Source organism: Micromonospora sp. NPDC051196 (assembly GCF_040682415.1).
In the GTDB taxonomy this organism is placed as follows: domain Bacteria; phylum Actinomycetota; class Actinomycetes; order Mycobacteriales; family Micromonosporaceae; genus Micromonospora.
Genome location: NZ_JBFBAY010000004.1, coordinates 400,792 through 422,242, shown reverse-complemented (window position 1 = coordinate 422,242; position 21,451 = coordinate 400,792). Strand labels below are relative to the sequence as shown.

The 21,451-nt window shown below is 70.9% G+C and carries 18 protein-coding genes; 10 read left to right on the top strand and 8 right to left on the bottom strand.

Annotation, left to right across the window (positions count from 1 at the left end):
* Positions 1-434: 434 nt before the first annotated feature.
* The gene (locus AB0M35_RS12320) at positions 435-1,109 is read left to right on the top strand and encodes an HAD family hydrolase (protein ID WP_363744533.1); all 675 of its coding nucleotides are present in this window, start codon (positions 435-437) and stop codon (positions 1,107-1,109) included.
* Positions 1,110-1,501: 392 nt separating this feature from the next.
* Entirely contained in the window at positions 1,502-2,536 is a 1,035-nt protein-coding gene (locus tag AB0M35_RS12315) for a hypothetical protein (protein ID WP_363744471.1), read from the top strand.
* Between the two features lie 33 nt (positions 2,537-2,569).
* Here the strand turns inward: AB0M35_RS12315 and AB0M35_RS12310 are convergent, their stop codons facing one another.
* From AB0M35_RS12310 to AB0M35_RS12300, 3 genes are all read right to left on the bottom strand, one after another.
* Positions 2,570-2,839 carry a hypothetical protein gene (locus tag AB0M35_RS12310; protein WP_363744469.1) on the bottom strand — a complete coding sequence of 90 codons (270 nt, stop codon included), beginning with the start codon at positions 2,837-2,839 and terminating at the stop codon, positions 2,570-2,572.
* A gap of 47 nt (positions 2,840-2,886) precedes the next feature.
* Positions 2,887-3,318 carry a hypothetical protein gene (locus tag AB0M35_RS12305; RefSeq protein ID WP_363744531.1) on the bottom strand — a complete coding sequence of 144 codons (432 nt, stop codon included), beginning with the start codon at positions 3,316-3,318 and terminating at the stop codon, positions 2,887-2,889.
* A 424-nt stretch (positions 3,319-3,742) separates the two neighbouring features.
* Positions 3,743-4,321 carry a DsbA family protein gene (locus AB0M35_RS12300; RefSeq protein WP_363744467.1) on the bottom strand — a complete coding sequence of 193 codons (579 nt, stop codon included), beginning with the start codon at positions 4,319-4,321 and terminating at the stop codon, positions 3,743-3,745.
* 247 nt (positions 4,322-4,568) lie between these two features.
* Between AB0M35_RS12300 and AB0M35_RS12295 the strand changes: the two genes are divergently transcribed.
* The 5 genes from AB0M35_RS12295 to AB0M35_RS12275 all read left to right on the top strand — a co-directional run bounded on the left by AB0M35_RS12295 (position 4,569) and on the right by AB0M35_RS12275 (position 9,755).
* On the top strand, positions 4,569-5,849 hold the full coding sequence (locus tag AB0M35_RS12295) for an ABC transporter substrate-binding protein (RefSeq protein WP_363744465.1): 1,281 nt from the start codon (positions 4,569-4,571) through the stop codon (positions 5,847-5,849).
* A gap of 28 nt (positions 5,850-5,877) precedes the next feature.
* Positions 5,878-6,879, top strand: coding sequence for a sugar ABC transporter permease (locus AB0M35_RS12290; RefSeq protein ID WP_363744463.1), 1,002 nt, complete (start codon positions 5,878-5,880; stop codon positions 6,877-6,879).
* A 1-nt stretch (position 6,880) separates the two neighbouring features.
* A complete protein-coding gene (locus tag AB0M35_RS12285) occupies positions 6,881-7,717 on the top strand; it encodes a carbohydrate ABC transporter permease (protein WP_363744461.1) in 837 nt (278 codons plus the stop codon).
* Positions 7,718-7,728: 11 nt separating this feature from the next.
* Entirely contained in the window at positions 7,729-8,922 is a 1,194-nt protein-coding gene (ugpC, locus tag AB0M35_RS12280) for a sn-glycerol-3-phosphate ABC transporter ATP-binding protein UgpC (RefSeq protein WP_363744459.1), read from the top strand.
* A 143-nt stretch (positions 8,923-9,065) separates the two neighbouring features.
* Positions 9,066-9,755 carry a methyltransferase domain-containing protein gene (locus tag AB0M35_RS12275; protein WP_363744457.1) on the top strand — a complete coding sequence of 230 codons (690 nt, stop codon included), beginning with the start codon at positions 9,066-9,068 and terminating at the stop codon, positions 9,753-9,755.
* Between the two features lie 42 nt (positions 9,756-9,797).
* Here AB0M35_RS12275 and AB0M35_RS12270 read toward each other — a convergent pair whose 3' ends face one another.
* From AB0M35_RS12270 to AB0M35_RS12255, 4 genes are all read right to left on the bottom strand, one after another.
* The gene (locus tag AB0M35_RS12270; RefSeq protein ID WP_363744455.1) at positions 9,798-11,603 is read right to left on the bottom strand and encodes an L-lactate permease; all 1,806 of its coding nucleotides are present in this window, start codon (positions 11,601-11,603) and stop codon (positions 9,798-9,800) included.
* Positions 11,604-11,914: 311 nt separating this feature from the next.
* Positions 11,915-13,030, bottom strand: coding sequence for a winged helix DNA-binding domain-containing protein (locus AB0M35_RS12265; RefSeq protein WP_363744453.1), 1,116 nt, complete (start codon positions 13,028-13,030; stop codon positions 11,915-11,917).
* Between the two features lie 283 nt (positions 13,031-13,313).
* On the bottom strand, positions 13,314-13,901 hold the full coding sequence (locus AB0M35_RS12260; protein ID WP_363744529.1) for an HAD-IA family hydrolase: 588 nt from the start codon (positions 13,899-13,901) through the stop codon (positions 13,314-13,316).
* A gap of 39 nt (positions 13,902-13,940) precedes the next feature.
* A complete protein-coding gene (locus AB0M35_RS12255) occupies positions 13,941-14,429 on the bottom strand; it encodes a GNAT family N-acetyltransferase (protein ID WP_363744451.1) in 489 nt (162 codons plus the stop codon).
* A 139-nt stretch (positions 14,430-14,568) separates the two neighbouring features.
* On the opposite strand from AB0M35_RS12255, the gene wrbA reads away from it, so the two are divergent.
* On the top strand, positions 14,569-15,186 hold the full coding sequence (wrbA, locus tag AB0M35_RS12250; RefSeq protein WP_363744527.1) for an NAD(P)H:quinone oxidoreductase: 618 nt from the start codon (positions 14,569-14,571) through the stop codon (positions 15,184-15,186).
* A gap of 87 nt (positions 15,187-15,273) precedes the next feature.
* Here the strand turns inward: wrbA and AB0M35_RS12245 are convergent, their stop codons facing one another.
* Complete coding sequence (locus tag AB0M35_RS12245; RefSeq protein WP_363744449.1) at positions 15,274-17,187, bottom strand: anthranilate synthase family protein; 1,914 nt, start codon at positions 17,185-17,187, stop codon at positions 15,274-15,276.
* A 254-nt stretch (positions 17,188-17,441) separates the two neighbouring features.
* On the opposite strand from AB0M35_RS12245, the gene AB0M35_RS12240 reads away from it, so the two are divergent.
* A complete protein-coding gene (locus AB0M35_RS12240) occupies positions 17,442-18,827 on the top strand; it encodes an FGGY family carbohydrate kinase (protein ID WP_363744447.1) in 1,386 nt (461 codons plus the stop codon).
* 118 nt (positions 18,828-18,945) lie between these two features.
* Entirely contained in the window at positions 18,946-21,450 is a 2,505-nt protein-coding gene (locus AB0M35_RS12235; protein ID WP_363744445.1) for a nitrate- and nitrite sensing domain-containing protein, read from the top strand.
* Position 21,451: the final 1 nt, after the last annotated feature.

Genomic DNA, 21,451 nt, shown 5'->3' with positions numbered 1-21,451 from the left:
CTCCCCTCCCCCCCCTCCCGCTCGACCCATGCCCCCCCACCCCACCCACCCCGCCCACCCCGCCCACCCCGCCCACCCCCCCGCCCATCCCGCGTCACCCCACCCGCCCATCCCGCGTCGCCCCGCCCGCCCATCCCGCGTCGATCTTGCACTTTTGGTCGACCGTTTGCCCATTATGGGGGCTTTTGCGGAGGCAGAAAGTGCAAGATCGGCGGAGAGGAGGCGGGCGGAGAGGGCGGGCGGGAAGGGCGGAGAGGGCGGGCGGGAAGGGCGGGAAGGGCGGGAAGGGCGGGAAGGGCGGGAAGGGCGGGGAGGGCGGGGAGGGCGGGGAGGGGAGGGGCTGCGGTGGGGTGGGTTATTGGGTCGTGGGGAGGGGGGTGGTTCTTTAGAGTCGCGGCGTGACTGGTGATGGGAAGGGGGTCGAGGCGGGGCGGGTGCTCGTCTTCGACGCCGACGACACGCTGTGGGAGAACAACGTCGTCTTCGAGCGGGTGATCGACGACTTCCTGGCCTGGCTCGATCATCCGACGCTGGACCGGGTGCAGATCCGGGCCGTACTCGATGACATCGAGCGGGCCAACGCGGTCGCCCACGGGTACGGCAGCAAGGTCTTTCTGCGGAGTCTGCGGGAGTGCCTGGAGCAGCTTCGGCGGCGACCGGCCACCGAGGCGGAGCAGCGCGAGATCGACGAGTTGGCGGTGGCGCTGGTGAACCATCAGGTCGAGCTGATGCCCGGGGTGGCCACCGCGTTGGACGAGTTGGCCGGCCGACACGAGTTGCTGTTGCTGACCAAGGGTGAGCGCGAGGAGCAGCAGCGCAAGCTGGACGCCTGCGGGCTGTTGCATCATTTCCAGGCGGCCCACATCGTGTCGGAGAAGAACGTCGAGACCTACCGTTGGCTGGTTCGGGAACACGCGGTCGACCCCGCTCGGGCCTGGATGATCGGCAACTCGCCGCGCTCGGACATTCTGCCGGCCCGTGCCGCCGGGTGGCGTGCCGTGTTCATCCCGAACGCCAACACCTGGGTGTTGGAGCACGACGAACTGGACCCGGCGGACGAGGGCGTGCTGCACCTGGGTGCCTTCCCGGAACTGCTGCACCACTTCTGAGGTACGGCCCGATTATGATCAGCGCCGATGGTCGACGTGCTGTTACAACACGTTGCGGCTTTTGCACCCTGCTGGTAATCGCCCGGTCGGGCAGCCGTCAGCTGCTGTCGTCCGCCTAACCTCGCCTTCGGCGTCGCGATTCGCCGGGGTGGGTTGCGACGCCGAAGTTCGGTGTGGGGCACCGTGGAGCTGAGTGCGGGCGCGCCGACTGCCGTGCTGGTGACGGTCGACACGCCGTACCAGCGCATCGGCTGGCCGCTGCCACGCCGAGCTTGGGGTCAGGGCCGGGGCGTGCGGGTCCGGTCCTGACCCGAACCGGCAACCCGGGGGTACGCACCGGTTTCCGTTCCGCCGATGCGGTTATCGCCGTCGATTACCTCTAGCCTGGTCGGATGTGGCGTCCCGCGCGGTCACTGGTGGCAGCCGCCGTGATGATCGGATGGACAACTGCCGGGCTTGCCCTGGCGTTGGTCGTCCTGGATGCCGGCCGGTATGAGGGATATCGGCCCGAGCCGGCCGAGCTGACGGCGGCGGCGAAGGTGCTGGCGATCGGCACCGCTGTCGTGGCGGGTCACCATGGGCGGGTGTCGGGCCTGCGCGGTGCTCTGCTGCGGGTGCTGGTGGTCGCCGTCGGGACGGCAACGCTGTTCCTCGTCGGCAACGCCCTGCTCTACCGGTACGTGGTTCCGCTCGGCGCGAGCCTCGACATTGCCCGGACGTGGGCGACGACGGTGGGGTGGACGATGCTCGCTGGCGCCCTCGGCGTCGGTGCAGGTGCGGCATGGCGGGCCGCCACGGGACCGGCCGACGTCGGGCCGCGCTCGGGGGAGGGCCGGAGCCGGGCCGGGCCGGTCGACGTCGGGCCGCCCGGGAGTTCCTTCTGGGTACGCCGCTGGTGGGTGGTGGGTGGCCTGATCGGACTGGCCGGCCTGTTCGTGGTGCCGGAGTTCGTCCGGGTCGGCGCCGAACTGTCCGTCGTGCGGTTCGTACCGGCCGACGCCGTGGCGGTCGATCGAGGCCGGCGTGTTCCGGTACGGGTGAGCGAGGGGCGGCACGCCGTCTTCCGCTCGTACGCGCCGGAGGTGTCGACACGCCAGTGCACGATCGTCGATCAGGACGGCAACGAGCTTGCGTTGTCCGCACCCGCGGTGCCGTTCACCGACAACAACGACAGCATCGTGACTGTCCTGCTGGGCACGTTCGAGGCGCCCCGAAGTGGACCGGTCTTCGTGACGTGCCACGCCGACGGGCACGTCGATCACCTGGTCGCCGGCCTACCTGAGACACGCGGCCCGCTGGTGCGGCTGGTGTACGCACCGGCCGCTCTGGTGAACGGGATCGGGGTGCTGCCGGGCGTACTGGTCGGGGCGGGCATCCTCGCCTATCGCCACCGTCACCGGCGGACCGGGGTGACGTCACCTGGCTGAGTCAGGTGGCCGCACCGCGCGCCGCGGCGTCTCTCAGGGGGCCTCGCCCCGCACGATGGCGACCGCGACCCGGCAGAACTCGTCCATGTCGGGCTCGAAGCCGGCGGCGATGTCGGGGTGCAGCCCGGCTCGGGTCTCGTCGAGGAGCCGTTGGCAGACCTGTTCGACCGGCTCGCCCGCGTATTGGCCCCGGACCCGGTCGGCGGCTGCCTGAAGCGCAGAGGTCAGCTGCTCCTCCAGCGGCCCGCGCAGTTTCTCCTGCACCGGGTCACGAGGTGTGAGCGTGACATGTGGCTCCGACATCGGGGCTCCCTTCGTCGGCGGCTGCGGTACCCCACCGCGGCCGTCGGTCAAACCGCCTCCGGTACGGCCGCGACGCGAACCTGGTACGAGAATTCCTCGGCCGGTTCCTCGGCGTACGACAGTCGGCGGATCTGCTTGTCGTCGCCGTAGGCAGCGACGTCGACCAGGACACCGAGGTGGGCCAGCCCGATGTTGGCGACCCGCTTCTTGTCCTGCAACACCGCACACACCCCGCCCAGCAGGGTGCTCGCGTCGGAGGTACGACGCCCGGGCGGGCAGCGCAGGGTCAGGTCCACCTCGATGGGCCCGGACAGCGGGGTCCAACCCGTACGCTGGGCCGCCTCGCAGGCCGCCTGTAGCAGCGCGCGTACCCTCGTCGCCTGCCGGTGCCCGGCGGCGAAGATGGACAACGCCTCGGTTTTCACCGGTGGCAGGCCGCTCACCTCGAACGTCAGGGCGAGAGCGCGGGTGTCCTGCACCACGACGGCACCTCCTCGTTGGAGATGATCCTGCCCAACCGGTGGAGCGGTGACGCGCTGTTCCCGGGAGAACCAACCGATCGGGCGGATCGGGGTCGGCCGGTGGCGTATCGACGGCGACGGCGTACGCGCTGACGGCGATGCTTTGTCAAACGCTAGTGCACCCGACGGCTACCCCGGTAGCACCCCACTTCTATCCGGTGACACGCGGCACGAACGGCCAGACCTCGTCATCCCCCAGGCCGACCCACACAGTCGATCTCCCGCTCGCGTACCCCGCCAAGCTCGCCGACGGCAACCGCAAGTCAGGCAACTTCGGGGAAGATGTCGCCTCCTCGCGCAGCGAGGCAGCATCTTCCCCGAAGTTGCACGGATCTCGCCCGGGACGGGCGGGGTGGGGCGGGAACGGAGGGTGGGTGGGTGGTCAGCGGCGGCCGCGTTTGATTTCGTGGAAGGCCGGCATGCGCACCAGCGGGAGCAGGCTGTCCCAGAGGGTCAGCGCATCGTCGGCACCGGGCACCTCGGTCAGGATCGGCCCGTGGATGCCCCGTTCGGCGTCGGGCACCATGAGCACCGGCGAGCCGATGTCGGGTCCGGCGGAGGCGTACGCCTTGGCGTGTGAGGCGTGCACGGCCTCGTCCCAGCGTTCGTCGTCGAGGGCAGCCGCCATGTCGGCGAGCCCGGCCGCCTCGACGGCCGATTCCACCAGCTTGCCGCTCAGCGGATTGCCGGCATCGTGCGTACGGGCGCCCAGCTCGGCGTAGAACCGGCCGGTGTCGGCGTGCCGGCCTTCGGCACGCAACGCCTCCACCAGCCGCAACGCCCGACCGGAGGCGGCCACCGCATCGGCGTACTGCGGCGGGATGTCACCGCCGTTGAGGATGCTCAGGCTGAACGCCCGCCATTCGATGCTCAGGCCGCGGGCCTCGGCGACAGCCACCAGCCAGCGGGAGGTTCGCCAGGTCCACGGGCAGGCAGGGTCGAAGAAGAAGATCGCATCCATCGTCCGAGGGTAGCGCCGGGCCGTGCGGGCACCAGGGGGGTGTGATCTGGGCCACTGGGTGTCGCTGTCCGGGGTGTCTCACCTGGGTCAGGTTTCGCGACTTCGCAGGTCGGGCAGTGTTGCTGCCACGAAACGTGGGGCCAGGAAACCAGCAGGTCACAGGCCTTGATCGTCTCGCCGTGCGCCGGGGCACGGGAGCCTTCCCCGGCTGTTGGCCGACCTAGGAGGAGGGGGAGGGGATGCCGACATGAGTGACCCAGACGAGGACCGGCGCCGACCCCGGGTACGCGTGGCGGCCGCCGCCGCGGCGCTGACGTTGGTGGCGCCGCTGGCAGCCTGTGCTTCCGGCGATGACACCGGTGTGCCCGTGATCAACTTGTACTACCCGCCGGAGCAGAACCTTCAGCAGGTGGTCGACCGGTGCAACACCGAGGCCGCCGGGCGCTACCGGATCGTCAACCGGGTGCTGCCGAGGGAGGCCGACGAGCAGCGGGTGCAGCTGGTGCGACGGCTCGCCGCCTCCGACGACGGCATGGACGTGCTCGGTCTCGATGTCACCTGGACGCAGGAGTTCGCCAGCGCCAAGTGGATCCTGGAGTGGACCGGATCCGACCGCGCTGAGGTGGAGGACGGCACCCTTGCGGGCCCGCTAAACACCGCGCGGTACGAGGACAAGCTCTACGGGGCGCCGAAGAACACCAACGTCCAGCTGCTGTGGTACCGCAAGGACCTGGTGCCGGAGCCACCGACCAGCTGGGACGAGATGATCTCGACGGCGCAGCGGCTCAAGGAGCAGGGCAAGCCGCACCAGGTGCTCACCATGGGCGCCCAGTACGAGGGCCTGGTGGTGCTCTTCAACACCCTCGTGGCCAGTGCCGGCGGCAAGCTGCTCAACGACGACGGCACCGAGTCCGTGGTGGACGACGGCGCCGTACGGGCGCTTGAGGTGTTGCGTGCCTTTGCCACGTCGGGCGTGGCGTCGCCGTCGTTCAGCAACGCCACCGAGGACCCGGTACGGCTGGAGTTCCAGTCCGGCTCCGGCGCGTTCCAGGTGAACTGGCCGTTCGTCTATCCGGCCATGCAGGAGGCCAACCCGCAGCTCGCCGAGCAGGTCGGCTGGGCCCGGGTGCCGGGCGTCGACGCGGACACCCCGAGCCGGGTGACCATCGGTGGGGTCAACCTCGCCGTCAGCCGGTACTCGAAGCATCCGCAGGAGTCCTTCGACGCGGCCAAGTGCCTGCGCAACGCGGAGAACCAGAAGTTCTCGGCGATCAACGACGGGGTGCCACCGACCATCGAGAGCGTCTACGACGACCCGGAGATGGACGAGGCGTACCCGATGAAGGAGACCATCCTCGAACAGTTGCGGGATCCGGCCGTCCGGCCGTTGACCCCGGCGTACCAGAGCATCTCCACCGTGACCTCGGCGATCCTGTCGCCGCCGGCGGCGATCGACCCGCAGGCGACCGCCGACGAACTGCGCGCGGCGATCGCCGACGCCTTGGAGTCGAAGGGGGTCCTGCCATGAGCCGGCGAAACCACACGGGGGTGAGGGCATGAGCGTCAACGCCACCCCGGCGGGCGCGGACGTGGCCGCCGACGGGACCGACACCCGCAGCACCGGTCGGCACGCCGCCGTGCCCGCGCAGCGGAACAACCGGCGGCGCAAGGCGCCGTTGAGCGAGAACAAACGGGCCGAACGCCGGTTAGGCCTGCTGCTGTGCGCCCCCGCCGCGCTGGTCATGCTCGCGGTGACCGCGTACCCGATCCTCTACTCGGTGTGGCTGTCGTTGCAGCGCTACGACCTGCGCTTCCCCGCCGATCGGGAGTTCGTCGGCCTGCAGAACTACGTCACCGTGCTGACCAACGAGTTCTGGTGGACGGCCTTCGGGGTGACCATGCTGATCACGGTGGTCACCGTGGCCGTGGAACTCGTGCTCGGCATGGGCCTGGCGCTGATCATGCACCGTACGCTGGTCGGCCGGGGCATCGTCCGGACCTCGGCGCTGATCCCGTACGGCATCGTCACGGTCGTCGCCGCGTTCTCCTGGCGGTACGCGTGGACGCCCGGCACCGGGTACCTGGCCGACCTCTTCTCCGACGGGGCGCCACTGACCGAGCGGGCCAGTTCGCTGGCGATCATCATGCTGGCGGAGATCTGGAAGACCACGCCGTTCATGGCGTTGCTGCTGATGGCGGGTCTGGCCCTGGTGCCGGAGGACTTGCTCAAGGCGGCCTCCACCGACGGAGCCACCGCGTGGCAGCGGTTCACCAAGGTGATGCTGCCGGTGATGAAGCCGGCCATCCTGGTCGCGCTGCTGTTCCGCACCCTGGACGCGTTCCGGGTCTTCGACAACATCTACGTGCTGACCTCCGGGGCCAACGAGACCTCATCGGTGTCGATGATCGCCTACAACAACCTGATCCGGGGCCTCAACCTCGGCATCGGCTCGACCATGTCGGTGCTGATCTTCATCACCGTGGCGATCATCGCGTTCGTCTTCGTGAAGCTGTTCGGTACCGCTGCCCCCGGCAGCGACGACGGGGAGAGGCGTTGACATGGCTGACACCACCGCCCGCCGCGCCAAGCTGCAATGGGGCCTGCTGAACGCCGTCGTGGTCGTCTTCGCCCTGATCCCGGTGCTGTGGATCATGTCGCTGTCGTTCAAGACCCCGGCCACCCTCACCGACGGGAAGTTCATCCCCCGGGAGTGGACGCTGGACAACTACCGCAACATCTTCGGCACCGACCAGTTCGTCCGGGCACTGATCAACTCGATCGGCATCGCAATGATCGCGACCGTGATCGCCGTCGTGCTCGGCGCGATGGCCGCGTACGCGATCTCCCGGCTGGACTTCCCCGGCAAGCGGCTGCTGATCGGCGTCTCCCTGCTGATCGCGATGTTCCCGCAGGTGTCACTGGTCTCGCCGCTGTTCGAGATCGAGCGGCAGTTGGGGCTCTTCGACACCTGGCCCGGCCTGATCCTGCCGTACATCACCTTCGCGTTGCCGCTGGCCATCTACACGCTGTCGGCGTTCTTCAAGCAGATCCCGTGGGACCTGGAGAAGGCCGCCAAGATGGACGGCGCCACCCAGGGGCAGGCGTTCCGGCGGGTGATCGCCCCGCTGGCCGCACCGGGCCTGTTCACCACGGCCATTCTGGTCTTCATCTTCTGCTGGAACGACTTCCTGTTCGCCATCTCGCTCACCTCCACCGAGCGATCCCGCACGGTGCCGGTGGCGCTGTCGTTCTTCACCGGCGCCTCGCAGTTCGAGGACCCGACCGGGGCCATCTGCGCCGCCGCCGTGGTGATCACCGTACCGATCATCCTGTTCGTCCTCTTCTTCCAGCGCCGCATCGTCTCCGGCCTGACCTCCGGCGCCGTCAAGGGATAGGTGAGTTTCACATGGCTGACATCGTGCTCGACAAGGTGAGCAAGAAGTTCCCGGACGGCACCACGGCGGTGCGGGACGTCGACCTGGAGATCGCCGACGGCGAGTTCGTCATCCTGGTCGGCCCGTCCGGCTGCGGTAAGTCCACCACCCTCAACATGATCGCCGGGCTGGAGGACATCAGCTCCGGTGAGCTGCGCATCGACGGCCAACGGGTCAACGACAAAGCACCCCGCGACCGGGACATCGCGATGGTCTTCCAGTCCTACGCGCTCTACCCGAACATGACCGTGCGGGAGAACATGGCCTTCCCGCTGCGGCTGGCCAAGCTGGATCGCGCCACCATCGACCAGAAGGTGGATGAGGCGGCCAAGGTCCTGGAGTTGACCTCGCTGCTGGACCGCAAGCCGGCCAACCTCTCCGGCGGCCAGCGGCAACGGGTGGCGATGGGCCGGGCGATCGTGCGTCAACCCAAGGCGTTCCTGATGGACGAGCCACTGTCCAACCTGGACGCCAAACTGCGGGTGCAGATGCGGACCGTCGTGTCCCGCCTGCAGAAACAACTCGGCACCACCACCGTCTACGTCACCCACGACCAGACCGAGGCGATGACCCTCGGCGACCGCGTCGTGATCATGCGGGGTGGGGCGATCCAGCAGGTCGGCCCGCCGCAGGAACTGTACGACCACCCGAACAACCTCTTCGTGGCCGGCTTCATCGGCTCGCCGTCGATGAACTTCCTGCCCGCGACGGTCGAGGAGGGTCGACTGCGTACGGCGTTGGGCGACCTGCCGATCGGCGACCGGATCCGCCGCGAGCTCTCCGAGGCGGATGCCCCGCGTGAGCTGATCCTCGGCATCCGCCCCGAGCACTTCGAGGACGCCGAACTGGTCGACGAGCAGACCCGCGACCGGGGCATGGAGTTCACCGCGCCGGTGGACATCGTCGAGTCGATGGGCTCGGACAAGTACGTCTACCTGACCGTCGAAGGTGGCCGGGCCACCGCCGCCGAACTGGAGGAGTTGGCCGCCGACGCCGGTGCCGCCGACTTCGCCGGTGCCGGCTCGAACCTGGTCACCCGGCTGTCGGCCGAGTCCACGGTGACCGAGGGGGAGGACCGGCGGATCTGGTTCAACCTGGAGAAACTGCACCTGTTCGACCCCTCGAACGGCCGCAACCTCACCCTGCACGAGGGCCGCTTGATGTAAGGAAGGGCACCTTATTAACGCCTGCGGTAGAGGAAGGGCCCCTTGTTAACAGCGCCCATGGCGGGCCTACGGACGCCGCCGCCCGCGCCCGGCGACGGGGATGTCGCCAGCGCGGGCGGCGGCGCCGGTGCGATGATGCGGCGGTGAGTCTCGCGGCCCCGGCTCCCGGTGCATCCGTCCCCTCGCCCCCCGGCGGGTACGTCGGTGTGCGGCGTGCCTACGACACCGTGGCGCAGGATTACGCCGCCTACTTCCCGGACACCCGGGCGGAGACGTCTCTCGACCGCGCCATGGTCGACGCGTTCGCCGAGGCGGTGTCGTCCGGCGGCGACGTGCGGGTGCTCGACGCAGGGTGCGGCACCGGCCGGATGAGCCGTTACCTAGCCGACCGGGGCTGCCGGGTCCAGGGTGTCGACCTGTCGCCGGGCATGATCGCCATGGCTCGGCGGGACAACCCGGACCTCGCCTTCGCCGTGGGCTCATTGAGCGAGCTGCCCTACCCGGACGACCGGTTCGACGGCGTGCTGCTGTGGTACTCGATCATCCACACTCCGCCCGCCGGCCAGGCGCGGATCTTCGCCGAGGTAGCCCGGATACTCCGGCCCGGTGGGCATCTGCTCGTCGGCTTCCAGTCCGGTGAGGGGATCCGCGACGTGTCCGGGGCGTACCGCCGGTTCGGCCACGAGATTCAGCTCGAACGCCACTGCTACCGCCCCGACCAGATCGCCGCCCACCTTGCGGCGGTCGGGCTGCGCGAGGTGAGCCGGATGGTACGACGTGCCCGGGACACCGAACGGGACGACCACGCAGCCCTGCTGGCCGAAGCCCGGTGAGCTGACGCCGGCCCTCCTCACGGGCCGGCAAACGGGGAATCGTTACGGCACCATCCAGCTCAGCACCGGGGTGGCCTGCAAGCCGACCAGCAACGCCATCGCGCAGATCAACACCACGCTCCAGCCGAACATGCGGCGGAACAGGTCGCCCTCGCGGCCGTCGAGCCCCACCGCGCTCGCCGCGATCGTCAGGTTCTGCAACGAGATCATCTTGCCGACCACTCCGCCCGACGCGTTGGCCGCGGCGAGCAGCACCGGATCCAGACCGGCGCGCTGCGCGGCGGTGACCTGGAGCGCACCGAAAAGTGAGTTGGACGAGGTGTCCGAGCCGGTGAGCGCCACACCCAGCCAGCCGAGTATCGGCGAGAGCAGCGCGAACAGGCCACCGGCACCGGCCATCCAGGTGCCCAGCGTCGCGGTCTGCCCGCTGCCGTTCATCACGAAGGCCAGCGCCAGCAGTCCGCACACGGTGAGGATCGCCCAGCGCAGCGAGGCCATTGTCTGCCCGTACGCGACGAGCGCGGTGCGCGGGGTGATCCGTAGGATCGCCATCGTCACCAGTCCGGCCAGTACCAGCAGCGTGCCGGTCGAGGAGAGCCAGTTGAACCGGAAGATCGGCAACGTCGACGGCGTGCCCGATGTGGTCAGCAGGTGCAGTCCCGGCCAGTTGAAGGTCACCGTGACCGCGTTGAGCGCGTCCGCGATCGCGGGGACCTGCGACAGGCCGAAGATCGCCACGATCACCAGGTACGGGGCGTACGCCCGCCACACCTCGACCGAGGTGTCCGGCGGGTGAGAAGCCACCTCCGTGCGGCCGGCGACCGCCACCGTGTGCTCTGCCGGCCCGCCTAGCCCGCCTGGCCCGCCTAGCCCGCCTAGCCCGCCTGGCCCGCCTGGCCCGCTTGGCCCGCCTGGCCCGCTTGGCCCGCTTGGCCCGCTTGGCCCGCCCGGCCCGCCTGGCCTCCCCGGCGTGGCCGGCGTGCCGAGTCCTGCCGGGCCGGCGGTGTCGATCACCGGGTCGTCGTGGAGCCGAGGCGGCCACATCCGCGCGGTCACGGTCACCACCACGGCGCTGACCAGCCCGGCGACGATGTCGGCCAGGGCCATCGCGAAGTAGTTCGAGGTGAGGAACTGGGCCAGCGCGAACGACACGCCACAGGCGACCGCCACGTGCCAGGTCCGGCGCAGCCCTCGGCGACCGCCGACCATGCCGACGAGCAGCAGCGGAATGAACAGCGCGATCACCGGTACCTGTCGTCCGGCCATCGCGCCCAGGTCGCTGACCGGCAGATCGGTCACCCGGGCCAGCGTGGTGATGGGCAGGCCGAGCGGCCCGAATGCGGCCGGCACGGTGTTGGCCACCAGCGCCACGGTGGCCGCCTTCATCGGACGGAAGCCCAGCGCCAGCAGCATCACCGTGGTGATCGCGACCGGCGTGCCCTGACCGGCCAACCCCTCCAGCAAGGAACCGAAACAGAACGCGATCACCAACGCCTGCACCTGCTGGTCGTCACTGACCCGGGCGAAGGAGCGCCGGAGCACGTCGAAGTGTCCACTCGTCACGGTCATCCGGTAGATCCAGATGGCGGTGCCGAACGTCCACACGAGCGGGAACAGCGCAAACGTCGCGCCCTGACTCGCGGTGAGCAGCGCCTGTCCGGTCGGCATCGAGTACGCCACGACGGAGACCAGCAGTGCGACGGCGAGCGCGCCGAGCGCGGCCAGCCACGCCCGTACCCGCAGCACCCCGAGCAACAGGAACAGCGTGACGATCGGCAACCCGGCGACGAGGGCGCTCACCGCCAGCGAGTCGGCGAGCGGGTCCAGGATCGGACGGTACACGCGCACCTCCGGGCACCATGTCGGCCGGCCGATCGCCGTTCGAGAGTGCGCCCAGTGTGCCCGGTCGGCTACGCCGTGTCCTCTTCACGATTGCGCTGTCTGCGCACAAGGAGAATCACCCCGACCGGCGGTCGACTGCGTGAGGCGAGCCTGCCGCGTCGCAGCACATCCGGGTGCTGGGACCCCGTCATGATCACGCTCGATCTGGGATCGAGTGGTCTGGCAGCTCGACGAAACCACTCGATCCCAGATCGAGCACGATCTCGCTGGCGTGGGCGCTCAGCCGGGCCTGACGCCGCCACCGACCGGGGGAAGGGTCAGCTGTTCCAGGTGACCCGGGGTGGCAGGGCGAGGAAATCGGCGTACCGGCCGAGGGCCTGCTCGACCTGTGCACGCCGGGTCGGTCCCAGGTCGACCAGGGGCTGCACCGTCAGGGTGACCCGGGTCTTGGCCAGGCTGCGCTTCCAGGTGCCGACCACCCGGCCGCCGACCACGATGGTGGCCTGGAAGATGCCGTTGCCGCCGGGAATGATCGCCTGCTTGTGTTCCGGGTCGAGCATCAGCGCGCGGTCCTTGTAGCCGAGCAGGTACTCGTCGAAACCGGGCAGCACCAGCACGTCGCCCACCGGCCCACGGGGCGCGTCCAACAGCGGTGCGTGCAGCACCGCCTCGGTGCCGTCGACTTCGACGGTGACCAGGTCGTCACCGGCGGCGATGGCGCGTTTCGCGTCGGCGGCGGTCAGGCCCGTCCAGCCGGCGAAGTCCTGCCGGGTGGTGGGGCCGTGGCTGCGGAAGTACCGCAGCGCCAGGGTGGCCAGCGCCTCGTCCCGGTCGAGCCGGTGCTGGCCGGGTGCCCACTCGTCGAGCAGCGCGAAGGTCTGCTCGGTGCCGACGTTGGGGGCGATGCAGGTGACGCCGCGCTGGGCCGCGTACCACAGCAGGTGGTAGCCGCGTTGGCCGGCGCTGTCGATGCCGGCCGCGACCAGCGCGGCGATGCACTCGGCGCGGGTCAGCCGGCCACCGCCGGCCAGCGCCGCGCCCAGCACGTCGGCCGCGCGGTCGGCCTCGGCCTCGGACAGGCCGAGGAACTCCCGTCGCCTCGCGGCACCGGCCAGTGCGCGTACGCCGGTCAGCTCCAGCAGCCAGCGGGCGTCCCGGGCGGGCACCAGATGGATGGTGCCGCGCATCGGCCAGGTCCGTAGCGCCTCCCGGCGTTCCAACGCGGCGTGCACGTCCGCGTGGGTGGCGCCGGGCAGGCGTACGCCCAGCGACCACAGGCCGCTGGCCAGGTCCTGTGCCTGCATGGCGCCGAACCACTCCACCACCTCGGCCACCCCGGCGGGCGTGGCGGGCGTGGGCGGTAGCAGCAGGCTGGTCATCCGCAGCGCGAGCGCCTCGGCGCCGGTCAGCGTCGTCGAACCGGTGGGTGCCACGAGCCTGCCTTCCGTCGTCGGTCGACGGGAGCCTAGGGGCAGCCACCGACATTCGGTGGCTCAGATCGGGATTCGTCCTCGGCTTGGCGACGCCGCACCGGCAACTCCCCTGATCGCGCTACGCCAGCGCCGTTGGTGGCGGAGCGCGATCCCCCGTTCAGGTACGCCGACGCGGGGCGGCAGACGGATCGCCGGCGCCGGTGTAATCAGGATGGCGCTTTCCGGCCGGACCGAGAACTGTGACCCCGGCAACTTGCGGATATCTTGAGCAAGCTCGATTCGATCAACCCTGCCGAGGCTGCGGCACCCGTACCGCGGCCATGCCCGCCGCCCTGGCGGCTTCGATGCCCAGGTCGGCGTCCTCGAAGACCAGGCAGGCGCCCGGTGGTACGCCGAGCAGTTCGGCGGCGCGCAGGAACGGCTCCGGGTCCGGCTTGGGCCGGGTGTAGTCGCCGGCGCAGACCAGCACGTCGAACCGGTCGAGGATGCCCAACGCGTCGAGGGAGGCGGTGACCGCGTCCCGGGTGCTGCCGGAGACCACCGCGAACGGGATCCGGCCGTGCGCGTCGTCGATGTGGTGCAGCACCCCGGGGATGCCGGCCGCCGTGGGCAGCAACTGCTGGTAGAGCGCCTCCCGGCGGGCGATGACGGCCTCCAGCGGCATGTTCAGCCGCTGCTGCTCGTTGAGGGCGGCGACGATGTCGGCGGTCGGCCGACCGGCCCAGGCGTAGAACAGTTTCTCGGGGAACTCGCAGCCCCACTCATCGAGCGCCTGCCGCCAGGCCGTGTAGTGCTGGGGCATCGAGTCGACGATGGTGCCGTCGCAGTCGAACAGGTACGCCTGGAATTCGCCGGTGGGCAGGGGGAGCATCACCGGCCCAGGCTATCCGGCCCGACGACCGCCCCCGGATCAGAGCCGCTGGTACATCACGAGCAGGTCGACGTAGCCCTCGTCGGGGTGGCGGAAACCCTCCGGGATCCGCCCGACCACCTCGAACCCGAGCGACCGCCACAACGCCACCGCACGGGTGTTGCTGGACACCACGGCGTTGAACTGCATCGCCCGGTAGCCGTCGGCGCGAGCCAGGTCGAGTACGTGGCGGCCGAGGGCCCGCCCGATGCCCTGTCCGGCCGCCCACGGGGCGACCATGAAACTGGCGTTGGCCACGTGATCGCCGGGACCCAGTTGGTTGGGGGTCAGCTTCGCCGAGCCGAGCACGGTGCCGTCGTCGTCGACCGCGACCACCGTACGACCGGGTGGAGCGGGCAGCCACATCTCGCGGGCCTGTCCTTCGGCCACGTCGCGCGGCCAGGTGTAGGTCAGGCCGGCGGCGACGATCTCGCGTAGGAAGGGCCAGATGCCCGGCCAGTCCTCGATCGTCGCGATCCTGATCTTCATAGCCGCGAGCATGCCAGACAGCCACGAGCCCCCGGTCGTGGGCGGCCCGAGCGATTGCGGCAGCGAATGCCGCGAATGTTCGCCGACGCGAAGATCGGGTAATCGCGGAGGCCTACCCATGAGCGAGGAAGGACGTGCGATGGCGGCACAGGTCAAGGTGGCGGTGATCTACTACAGCGCGACCGGCATCACATACCAGATGGCCCAGGCGGCGTGCGAGGCCGCAGGCGACGCGGGGGCGGAGGTACGGCTGCGCAAGGTGCGGGAGTTGGCACCCGACGAGGCGATCCGATCCAACTCGGGATGGGAGGCGCACCGCCTGGAGACGCAGAACATCGACGAGGCCGAGCCCGACGACCTAAGCTGGGCCGACGTGGTGATCTTCGGGTCGCCGACCCGCTATGGCCTGATCGCCGCCCAGCTCAAGCAGTTCATCGACACCACCGGCCCGCTGTGGGCCAACGGTGCGCTGGCCAACAAGGTCTACTCGGCGTTCACCTCCACCGCCACCAAGCACGGCGGGCAGGAGTCCACGTTGCTGTCGTTGTTCAACGTCTTCTACCACTGGGGTGGGATCGTGGTCACGCCCGGCTACACCGACCCCAGCCAGTTCGTCGCCGGCAACCCGTACGGCGCGTCGCACGTCAGCAACAACGGCGAGACCGCCCCGGATCATGTCGCCCTGGCCGCGACGGCGCTGACCGCGAAGCGGGCGGTGCAGATCAGCGCGGCGCTCAAGCAGGGCATGGCCGGTTGAGGCTCGACGGACCGGTGACCCGGGCGGGGGCTCTCAAACCCGCCCGGGTCACCGGCCGTCATCCAGCGCTACCCCGGATCGGCGCCGCTATGCCTGCGCGCTGGGAGACAGTTCGCCGGCCGGCGCCGGCAGCAGTTCCCGCAGCAGGTCGGCCAGCACGGCCAGGCCGTCCGGGCTGAGTACCGACTCCGGGTGGAACTGCACCCCGGCGAAGCCCCGGCCGCGCAGCGCGTGCACCGCCCCGTCGGTCTCGTCGCGGGCCAGTTCGACCGGACCGTACGGGCTGTCCTGCCGGTCGGCGGCGGCGCGGGCGGTGAAGGTGGCGTAGAAGCCGAGCCGCCGGGAGGTGCCGAACAGCGGCACCGTACGTTGCAGTCCCTGGTAGGGCGCGGCGCGACGGTCCACCCGCAACCCGAGCAGCCCGGCCAGCAACTGGTGACCCAGGCAGACGGCGAGCGTCGGCTGGCCGTCGTCCAGCAGCGCGCCGAGCAGGGCCCGCAACGTACGCATCTTCGGGGTGTCGCTGTTCGGGTCACCCGGGCCGGGCCCGACCACCACCAGGTCGTACCCGGAGACCGGCGCTTCGGCGTGCCAGGGCCGGACGGTCACCGTCAGTCCCAGCGCCCCCAACTGATGAGCCAGCATCCCGGTGAAGGTGTCCTCACCGTCGACGATCAGGGCCCGGCGGTCGGTCAACGCGGGTACGGCCAGTGCCCCCGGCGGCCGCTGGTCCAGCCAGAACCGGGCCAGCGGCGCGTTGCGGGCGGCCAGTGCCGCGCGTACCTGCGGATCGTCGGCCAGCCGGCCGGCGGGGCTGAAGCCGGCGGTCGGAGCCTGCGGTCCCAGCCCGAAGGCGGCCAGCACGCCGGCCGCCTTGGCGTGCGTCTCGGCGACCTCGGCCGCCGGGGTGGAGTGCCGCACCAGGGTGGCACCGACCGGCACCCGCAGGGCGCCGTCCGGGGCGATCTCGGCGGTACGGATCAGGATGGGCGCGTCGAGGGTCTGCCGACCCGCGTCGTCGTGACCGAGCAGGGCCAGCACCCCCGCGTAGTAGCGGCGGCCGGCGCGCTCGTGGCGGGCGATGACCCGGCAGGCGTTCTCCATCGGACTACCCGTCACCGTCGGGGCGAACATGGTCTCCCGCAGCACCTCGCGGACGTCCTTCGAGCCGCGACCGGCGAGCAGGTACTCGGTGTGCGCCAGGTGCGACATCTCCTTCAGGTACGGCCCGACCACCTGGCCACCGTGCTCGGCCACCGTGGCCATCATCTTCAGTTCCTCGTCGAGGACCATGTACAGCTCCTCGATCTCCTTGGTGTCGGCGAGGAAGCGCAGCAGCGCCGCCCGGTCCGCCGCCGCGCCGTCGTGCCGGAAGGTGCCGCTGATCGGGTTCATCATGACCAGCCCGTCGTCGACGCTGACGTGTCGTTCGGGACTGGCACCGACCAGCGTGCGGGCGCCGGTGTGCACCACGAACGTCCAGTACGCGCCCCGTTCGCGCAGCAGCAGGGCACGTAACGCGGCCAGCGCGGCGGTCAGCGGCGCACCCTGTATCTGCGCGTGCAGCGTGCGGTGGATGACGAAGTTGGCCCCCTCGCCACGGCCGATCTCCTCGCCGAGCACCCGGGCCACCATCGCGGCGTACTCGTCGTCGGAGATGTCGAAGGCCACGCCGGTGGTGCGTACCGGGCCGCCCGGCAGGGCGTCGAGAGCCTCGGCGAGCGGCAGCCGTACCTGCCGGTCGATGCGTAGGCACTCCAGCGGTACGCCGTCGTCGACGCAGGCGAAGCCCCGCTCCGCGACCTGCCGGAACGGCACCAGGGCCAGCGTGGCGGGGCCGGGCGGCCCGGCGGGCAGCGGGATCTCGACGAGCCGGTCGACGGTGCCCACCGTGCCGGTGAACAGGTCCAGGTGCTCGGCACCGTCGCGACGGATCAGGGCGAACGGGCCCGGATCGGCGCCGGCGGCGAGCGTGGCGAGTAGTGCGGTCAGCGGTTCCATCGGTCTCCTCAGGCCGGGTGCCGCCGTCGGGGGCGGCCCACGGGCCGGGAGAGCTGACCGGCGACCGCCTCGTCAGGCGGCCGCGTGGGAAGCTACGCGCGGGGATGGGCCGCCGGGTCGGCGGGCCACCAGCAGGACAGTCGCGCGAGCATGCGCTCACCCTACGCGCCCGGCGTACGGCGGGGAAGCCGATCGGCGTACCCGGGTGCGCGGCGAGGTTGTGGCCACCGGCCCACCGGGTACGTTGACCCGCGATGAACATTCTCGCGCTGGACCTGGGCACCTCCTCGGTGCGCGGGATCGTGCTGGACAGCGACATCCAGCCGGTGCCGGGCGCGTTGGCCCGACGCCGGATCGAGTTGACCGTCGACGACGACGGCACCGGCACCCTCGACGCGCGCGGCTACCTGGCCTGTCTGTTCGACTGCCTGGACGAGTTGAGCGAGCAGGGCTGGCTGCGCGAGGTGGAGTTGGTGGCGATCAGCGCGCAGTGGCACTCGGTGCTGCCGCTCGGCTCCGACGGCGAGCCGCTCGGCCCGGTGCTCACCTGGCTGGACACCCGGCCCGCACCGGCACCGACGCAGACCGGGCCGGCTGACCCGGATGCATACCACCAACGGACCGGCACCTGGTGGCACCGCTGCTACTGGTCGGTGCGGCTGCCCTGGCTACGCGCCCACTGCGGCAGCCCGGTGGCCCGGTTCACCGGCCTGGTCGAGTACGCGCTGAGCCAACTGCTCGACGACGCGCCGATGTCGATCTCCCAGGCCTCCGGCACCGGCCTGCTCGATCTGCGTACCCTCGACTGGGATCCCGAGGCCTGCGCGTTGGCCGGTGTCCTCGGCGACGAACTGCCGGAACTGGCACCGTCGCACTGGCGGGGACGGCTGCGCCCCGCGTACGCCCGCCGGTGGCCGGCCCTGGCGCGGGTGCCGTGGGCGCCGCCGGTCGGTGACGGTGCCGCCTCCAACGTCGGCTCCGGCTGCATCGACCACACCCGGGCGGCGGTGACCGTGGGTACCTCGTCGGCGGTGCGGCTGCTTCAGCGGACGCCCGCGAACACGCCGTTGGCGCCGTTGCCGCCGCAGCTGTGGCGGTACCGCGTCGACCACGACCACGTGGTCACCGGGGCGGCGTACTCCTCCGGGGGAAACCTGTTCGCGTGGGCCGATCGGGAGCTGCGGCTCCCGGAGGGCCCGGCGCTGGAGGCGGCGCTGCGGGGGCTGTCGGCCGCCGACCGGCGCCCGGTGAACACCGCCTTCGGCGGTGACCGGCCACCGGGCAACCGCCGAGCCGGCTCCGGTGCGCTGGGCGGGTTGAGTTTCGACACCACCGCGGTGCAGTTGCTGGCCGGACTGATGTACGGGGTGTGCGAGCAGGTCGTCGACGATCTCGCGGCGCTGGAGTCCACAGTCCGCTCCCCGGTGGAGGTGGTCCTCGGCGGCGGCGCGATGGCGGCCTCACCGTGGTGGCGCGCCGCCTTCGCCGAGGTGCTGGCACCTCGACCGGTGGGCTTCGGGCGTCATCCGGAGATCGGGGCGACCGGTGCGGCGCTGGTGGCCTGTGGCCGCATCACCGATGCCGTCGCGTTGACCGACATCGGCCAGACGGATGATCAATCCTCGGCGGACACGGCATAGGGTGACGCCCGGCGGTGCCCGCCTGAACCAACGTAAGGGCGGGCGTTGACACTGGTCCGGGGCCTGGTTGGATGGACGGCGCTCCCGGATCGCGGCGGACGCCTGGGAGGAGGAGGTCGTGGCAGCAGCACCGGACCAAGCCCCGACGGTGTCGCAGCATCATCGGCGTCGGTTCGATGTCCGGGTGGTGCCCCACCGACGCCGCTCCCCGCTGCGCCTGCAGGACTGGCGGATGCGCACCAAGCTCGCCACGGTGCTGGTGATCCCCTCGGTCGCCTTCCTGGTCCTGGCGGGCGTACAGACCCAGAACCTGGTCGGCCGGGCCAACACGTTGAGCGACTTCGCCGCCCAGGTCGGCATCGGGCGGGAGATCTCCCAACTGGTGCACCAGTTGCAGCAGGAGCGCGACCGGACCGCCGGTGAGCTGCCCGCGCTGCGTGCCGCCTCCGCCGAGGAGGAGAGCGCGCAGGTGTTGGAGGCGCTGGCCCCCTATCGCGCCGACACCGACCAGGCGGCACAGGCACTGCGCCGGGCGGCCGAGGCGGTGGGCAAGGCGGACGCCGGCTGGCAGGACACCTTCACGGTGGCCTACCAGGCTTACCAGCAGGTCGGCTACATGCGTAGCGTCATGGCCACCGTGGTGTTGAGCAACGACACCATCCTGGGCAACTACCATCGGGCGGTCGACGCGCTGCTCACCCTGCTCGCCCAGCCGGCCCCCGGTGCCGACCGGCCGGACCTGTCCGACGCGGTGTCACGCTACGTGCAGTTCGCCCGCGCCAAGGAACTCACCTCGCGGGTACGCGCGGAACTCTATGCGGCGGCCCGCAACGGCGCGTACGAGGACAACGACCGGGCGCAGATCAACGACCTGCGAGCGCGGCAGTTGACGGCGCTGGGCACCTTCCGCATCGCGGCCAGCAACGCGCAGGTGACCCGCTACGACCTGATGAGCCAGGAGGATGCCTTCGTCCAGGCCGGCCGGCTGGAGGAACGGGCACTGACCCAGAACCCGACCGCGCTGACGTTGCTGCCCGACGACGACTGGTGGACCTTCAGCGAGGTCCGCCACGACCTGCTGCGCGATTTCGAGGCCAGCGTGCTGGAGGACTCGGCGGCTCAGGCCGAGACGGCCAGCGACACCCAGTGGCGGGAGACGCTGCTGATGGTCGGTGTGATCATCACGGTGCTGCTGGTGGCCGTACTGATCTCGGTGCTGATCGGCCGTTCGCTGGCCCGGTCGATCCGCCTGCTGCGTTCGCAGGCGTTGCGGATCGCGCAGATCGAGCTGCCCGAGGCGCTGGCCCGGCTGCGGTCGGTCTCCGGCGGTGTGCCGCAGATCGAGGTCGCCCCGGCGGTGGTGCGCTCGCTCGACGAGATCGGCGAGCTGGCCGAGGCGTTCGTCGCGGTGCACCGCAGCGCCGTCGGGGTGGCCGTCGAGCAGGCGAACATGCGGCGCAACGTCAACGCGATGTTCGTCAACCTCGCCCGTCGCAGCCAGGTGCTGGTGGAACGGCAGCTGGAGCTGCTCGACGACCTGGAACGCGAGGAGAGCGACCCGGAGCAGCTGGAGAACCTGTTCAAGCTGGACCACCTCGCCGCCCGGATGCGCCGTAACGACGAGAGCCTGCTGGTGCTCGCCGGCACCGAGTCGACCCGCCGCTGGAACCGGCCGATCGGGTTGAGTGCGGTGCTGCTGGCGGCGAGCGCCGAGATCGAGCAGTACCAGCGGGTGCGGCACGACGCGGTGGCCGAGTTGCATCTCGTGGGGCACGCCGTCGGCGAGTTGGTGCACCTGCTCGCCGAGCTGCTGGAGAACGCCACCGCCTTCTCACGCCCCGACACGATCGTGCAGGTCTCGGCCCGCGCAGAGGGCTCGGGCGCGACGATCGAGATCGCCGACCAGGGTCTGGGCATGAGCCAGACCGCGCTGGCCGAGGCAAATGCCGTGCTGGCCACGCCGCCGGCGGCGGACGTGGCGACGGTCGAGCGGATGGGCCTGTTCGTGGTCAGCCATCTGGCGGCCCGGCACGGCATCGAGGTGCGGTTGCACGGCGGGGCCGGTGGGCTGGTGGCCCGGATCAAGCTGCCGGGCGCCCTGCTGGCGGCGGCATCGCCGCCGGCTCTGGATCCGCCTGCGTCGCCGCGCGGGCTGCCGGGCCCGGCAGCCCGGCCGGACCGGTCGGTGCACGCCGGGCAGGTGGAGCTGCCGGTGGCCGGGCGTCGACCGACCGTGCCCCGACAGGCCCACCCCGTGCCGGTACGCGCGGAGGACGTGCTCGCACCGGCGGCAGCGCCAGCGTCGACCGGCGGCGGTTGGTGGTCCCGGGAGGGACCGTCGTCGTCGACGGCCGATGCCGGCAGCCCGGCACCGCCGACGGTGCCGGTGACCGCGGGCACCAACGACCGGGGACTGCCGGTACGCGTTCCGATGGCACAGCTGCGTACCGCGACCCAGTCGGCCCGCCCCGAGCAGCAGGTGGCGCGGCACGACCCGGACCCGGAGGCGGTCGGCGGCATGTTGTCGAGGTTGTACAGCGGGGTACGACGGGCCGAGGCCGAGGAGACCACCGAGATACCCGTGCCACCGCCCGGGACCTGGAGTGAAGGAGGACGCAGGTGAC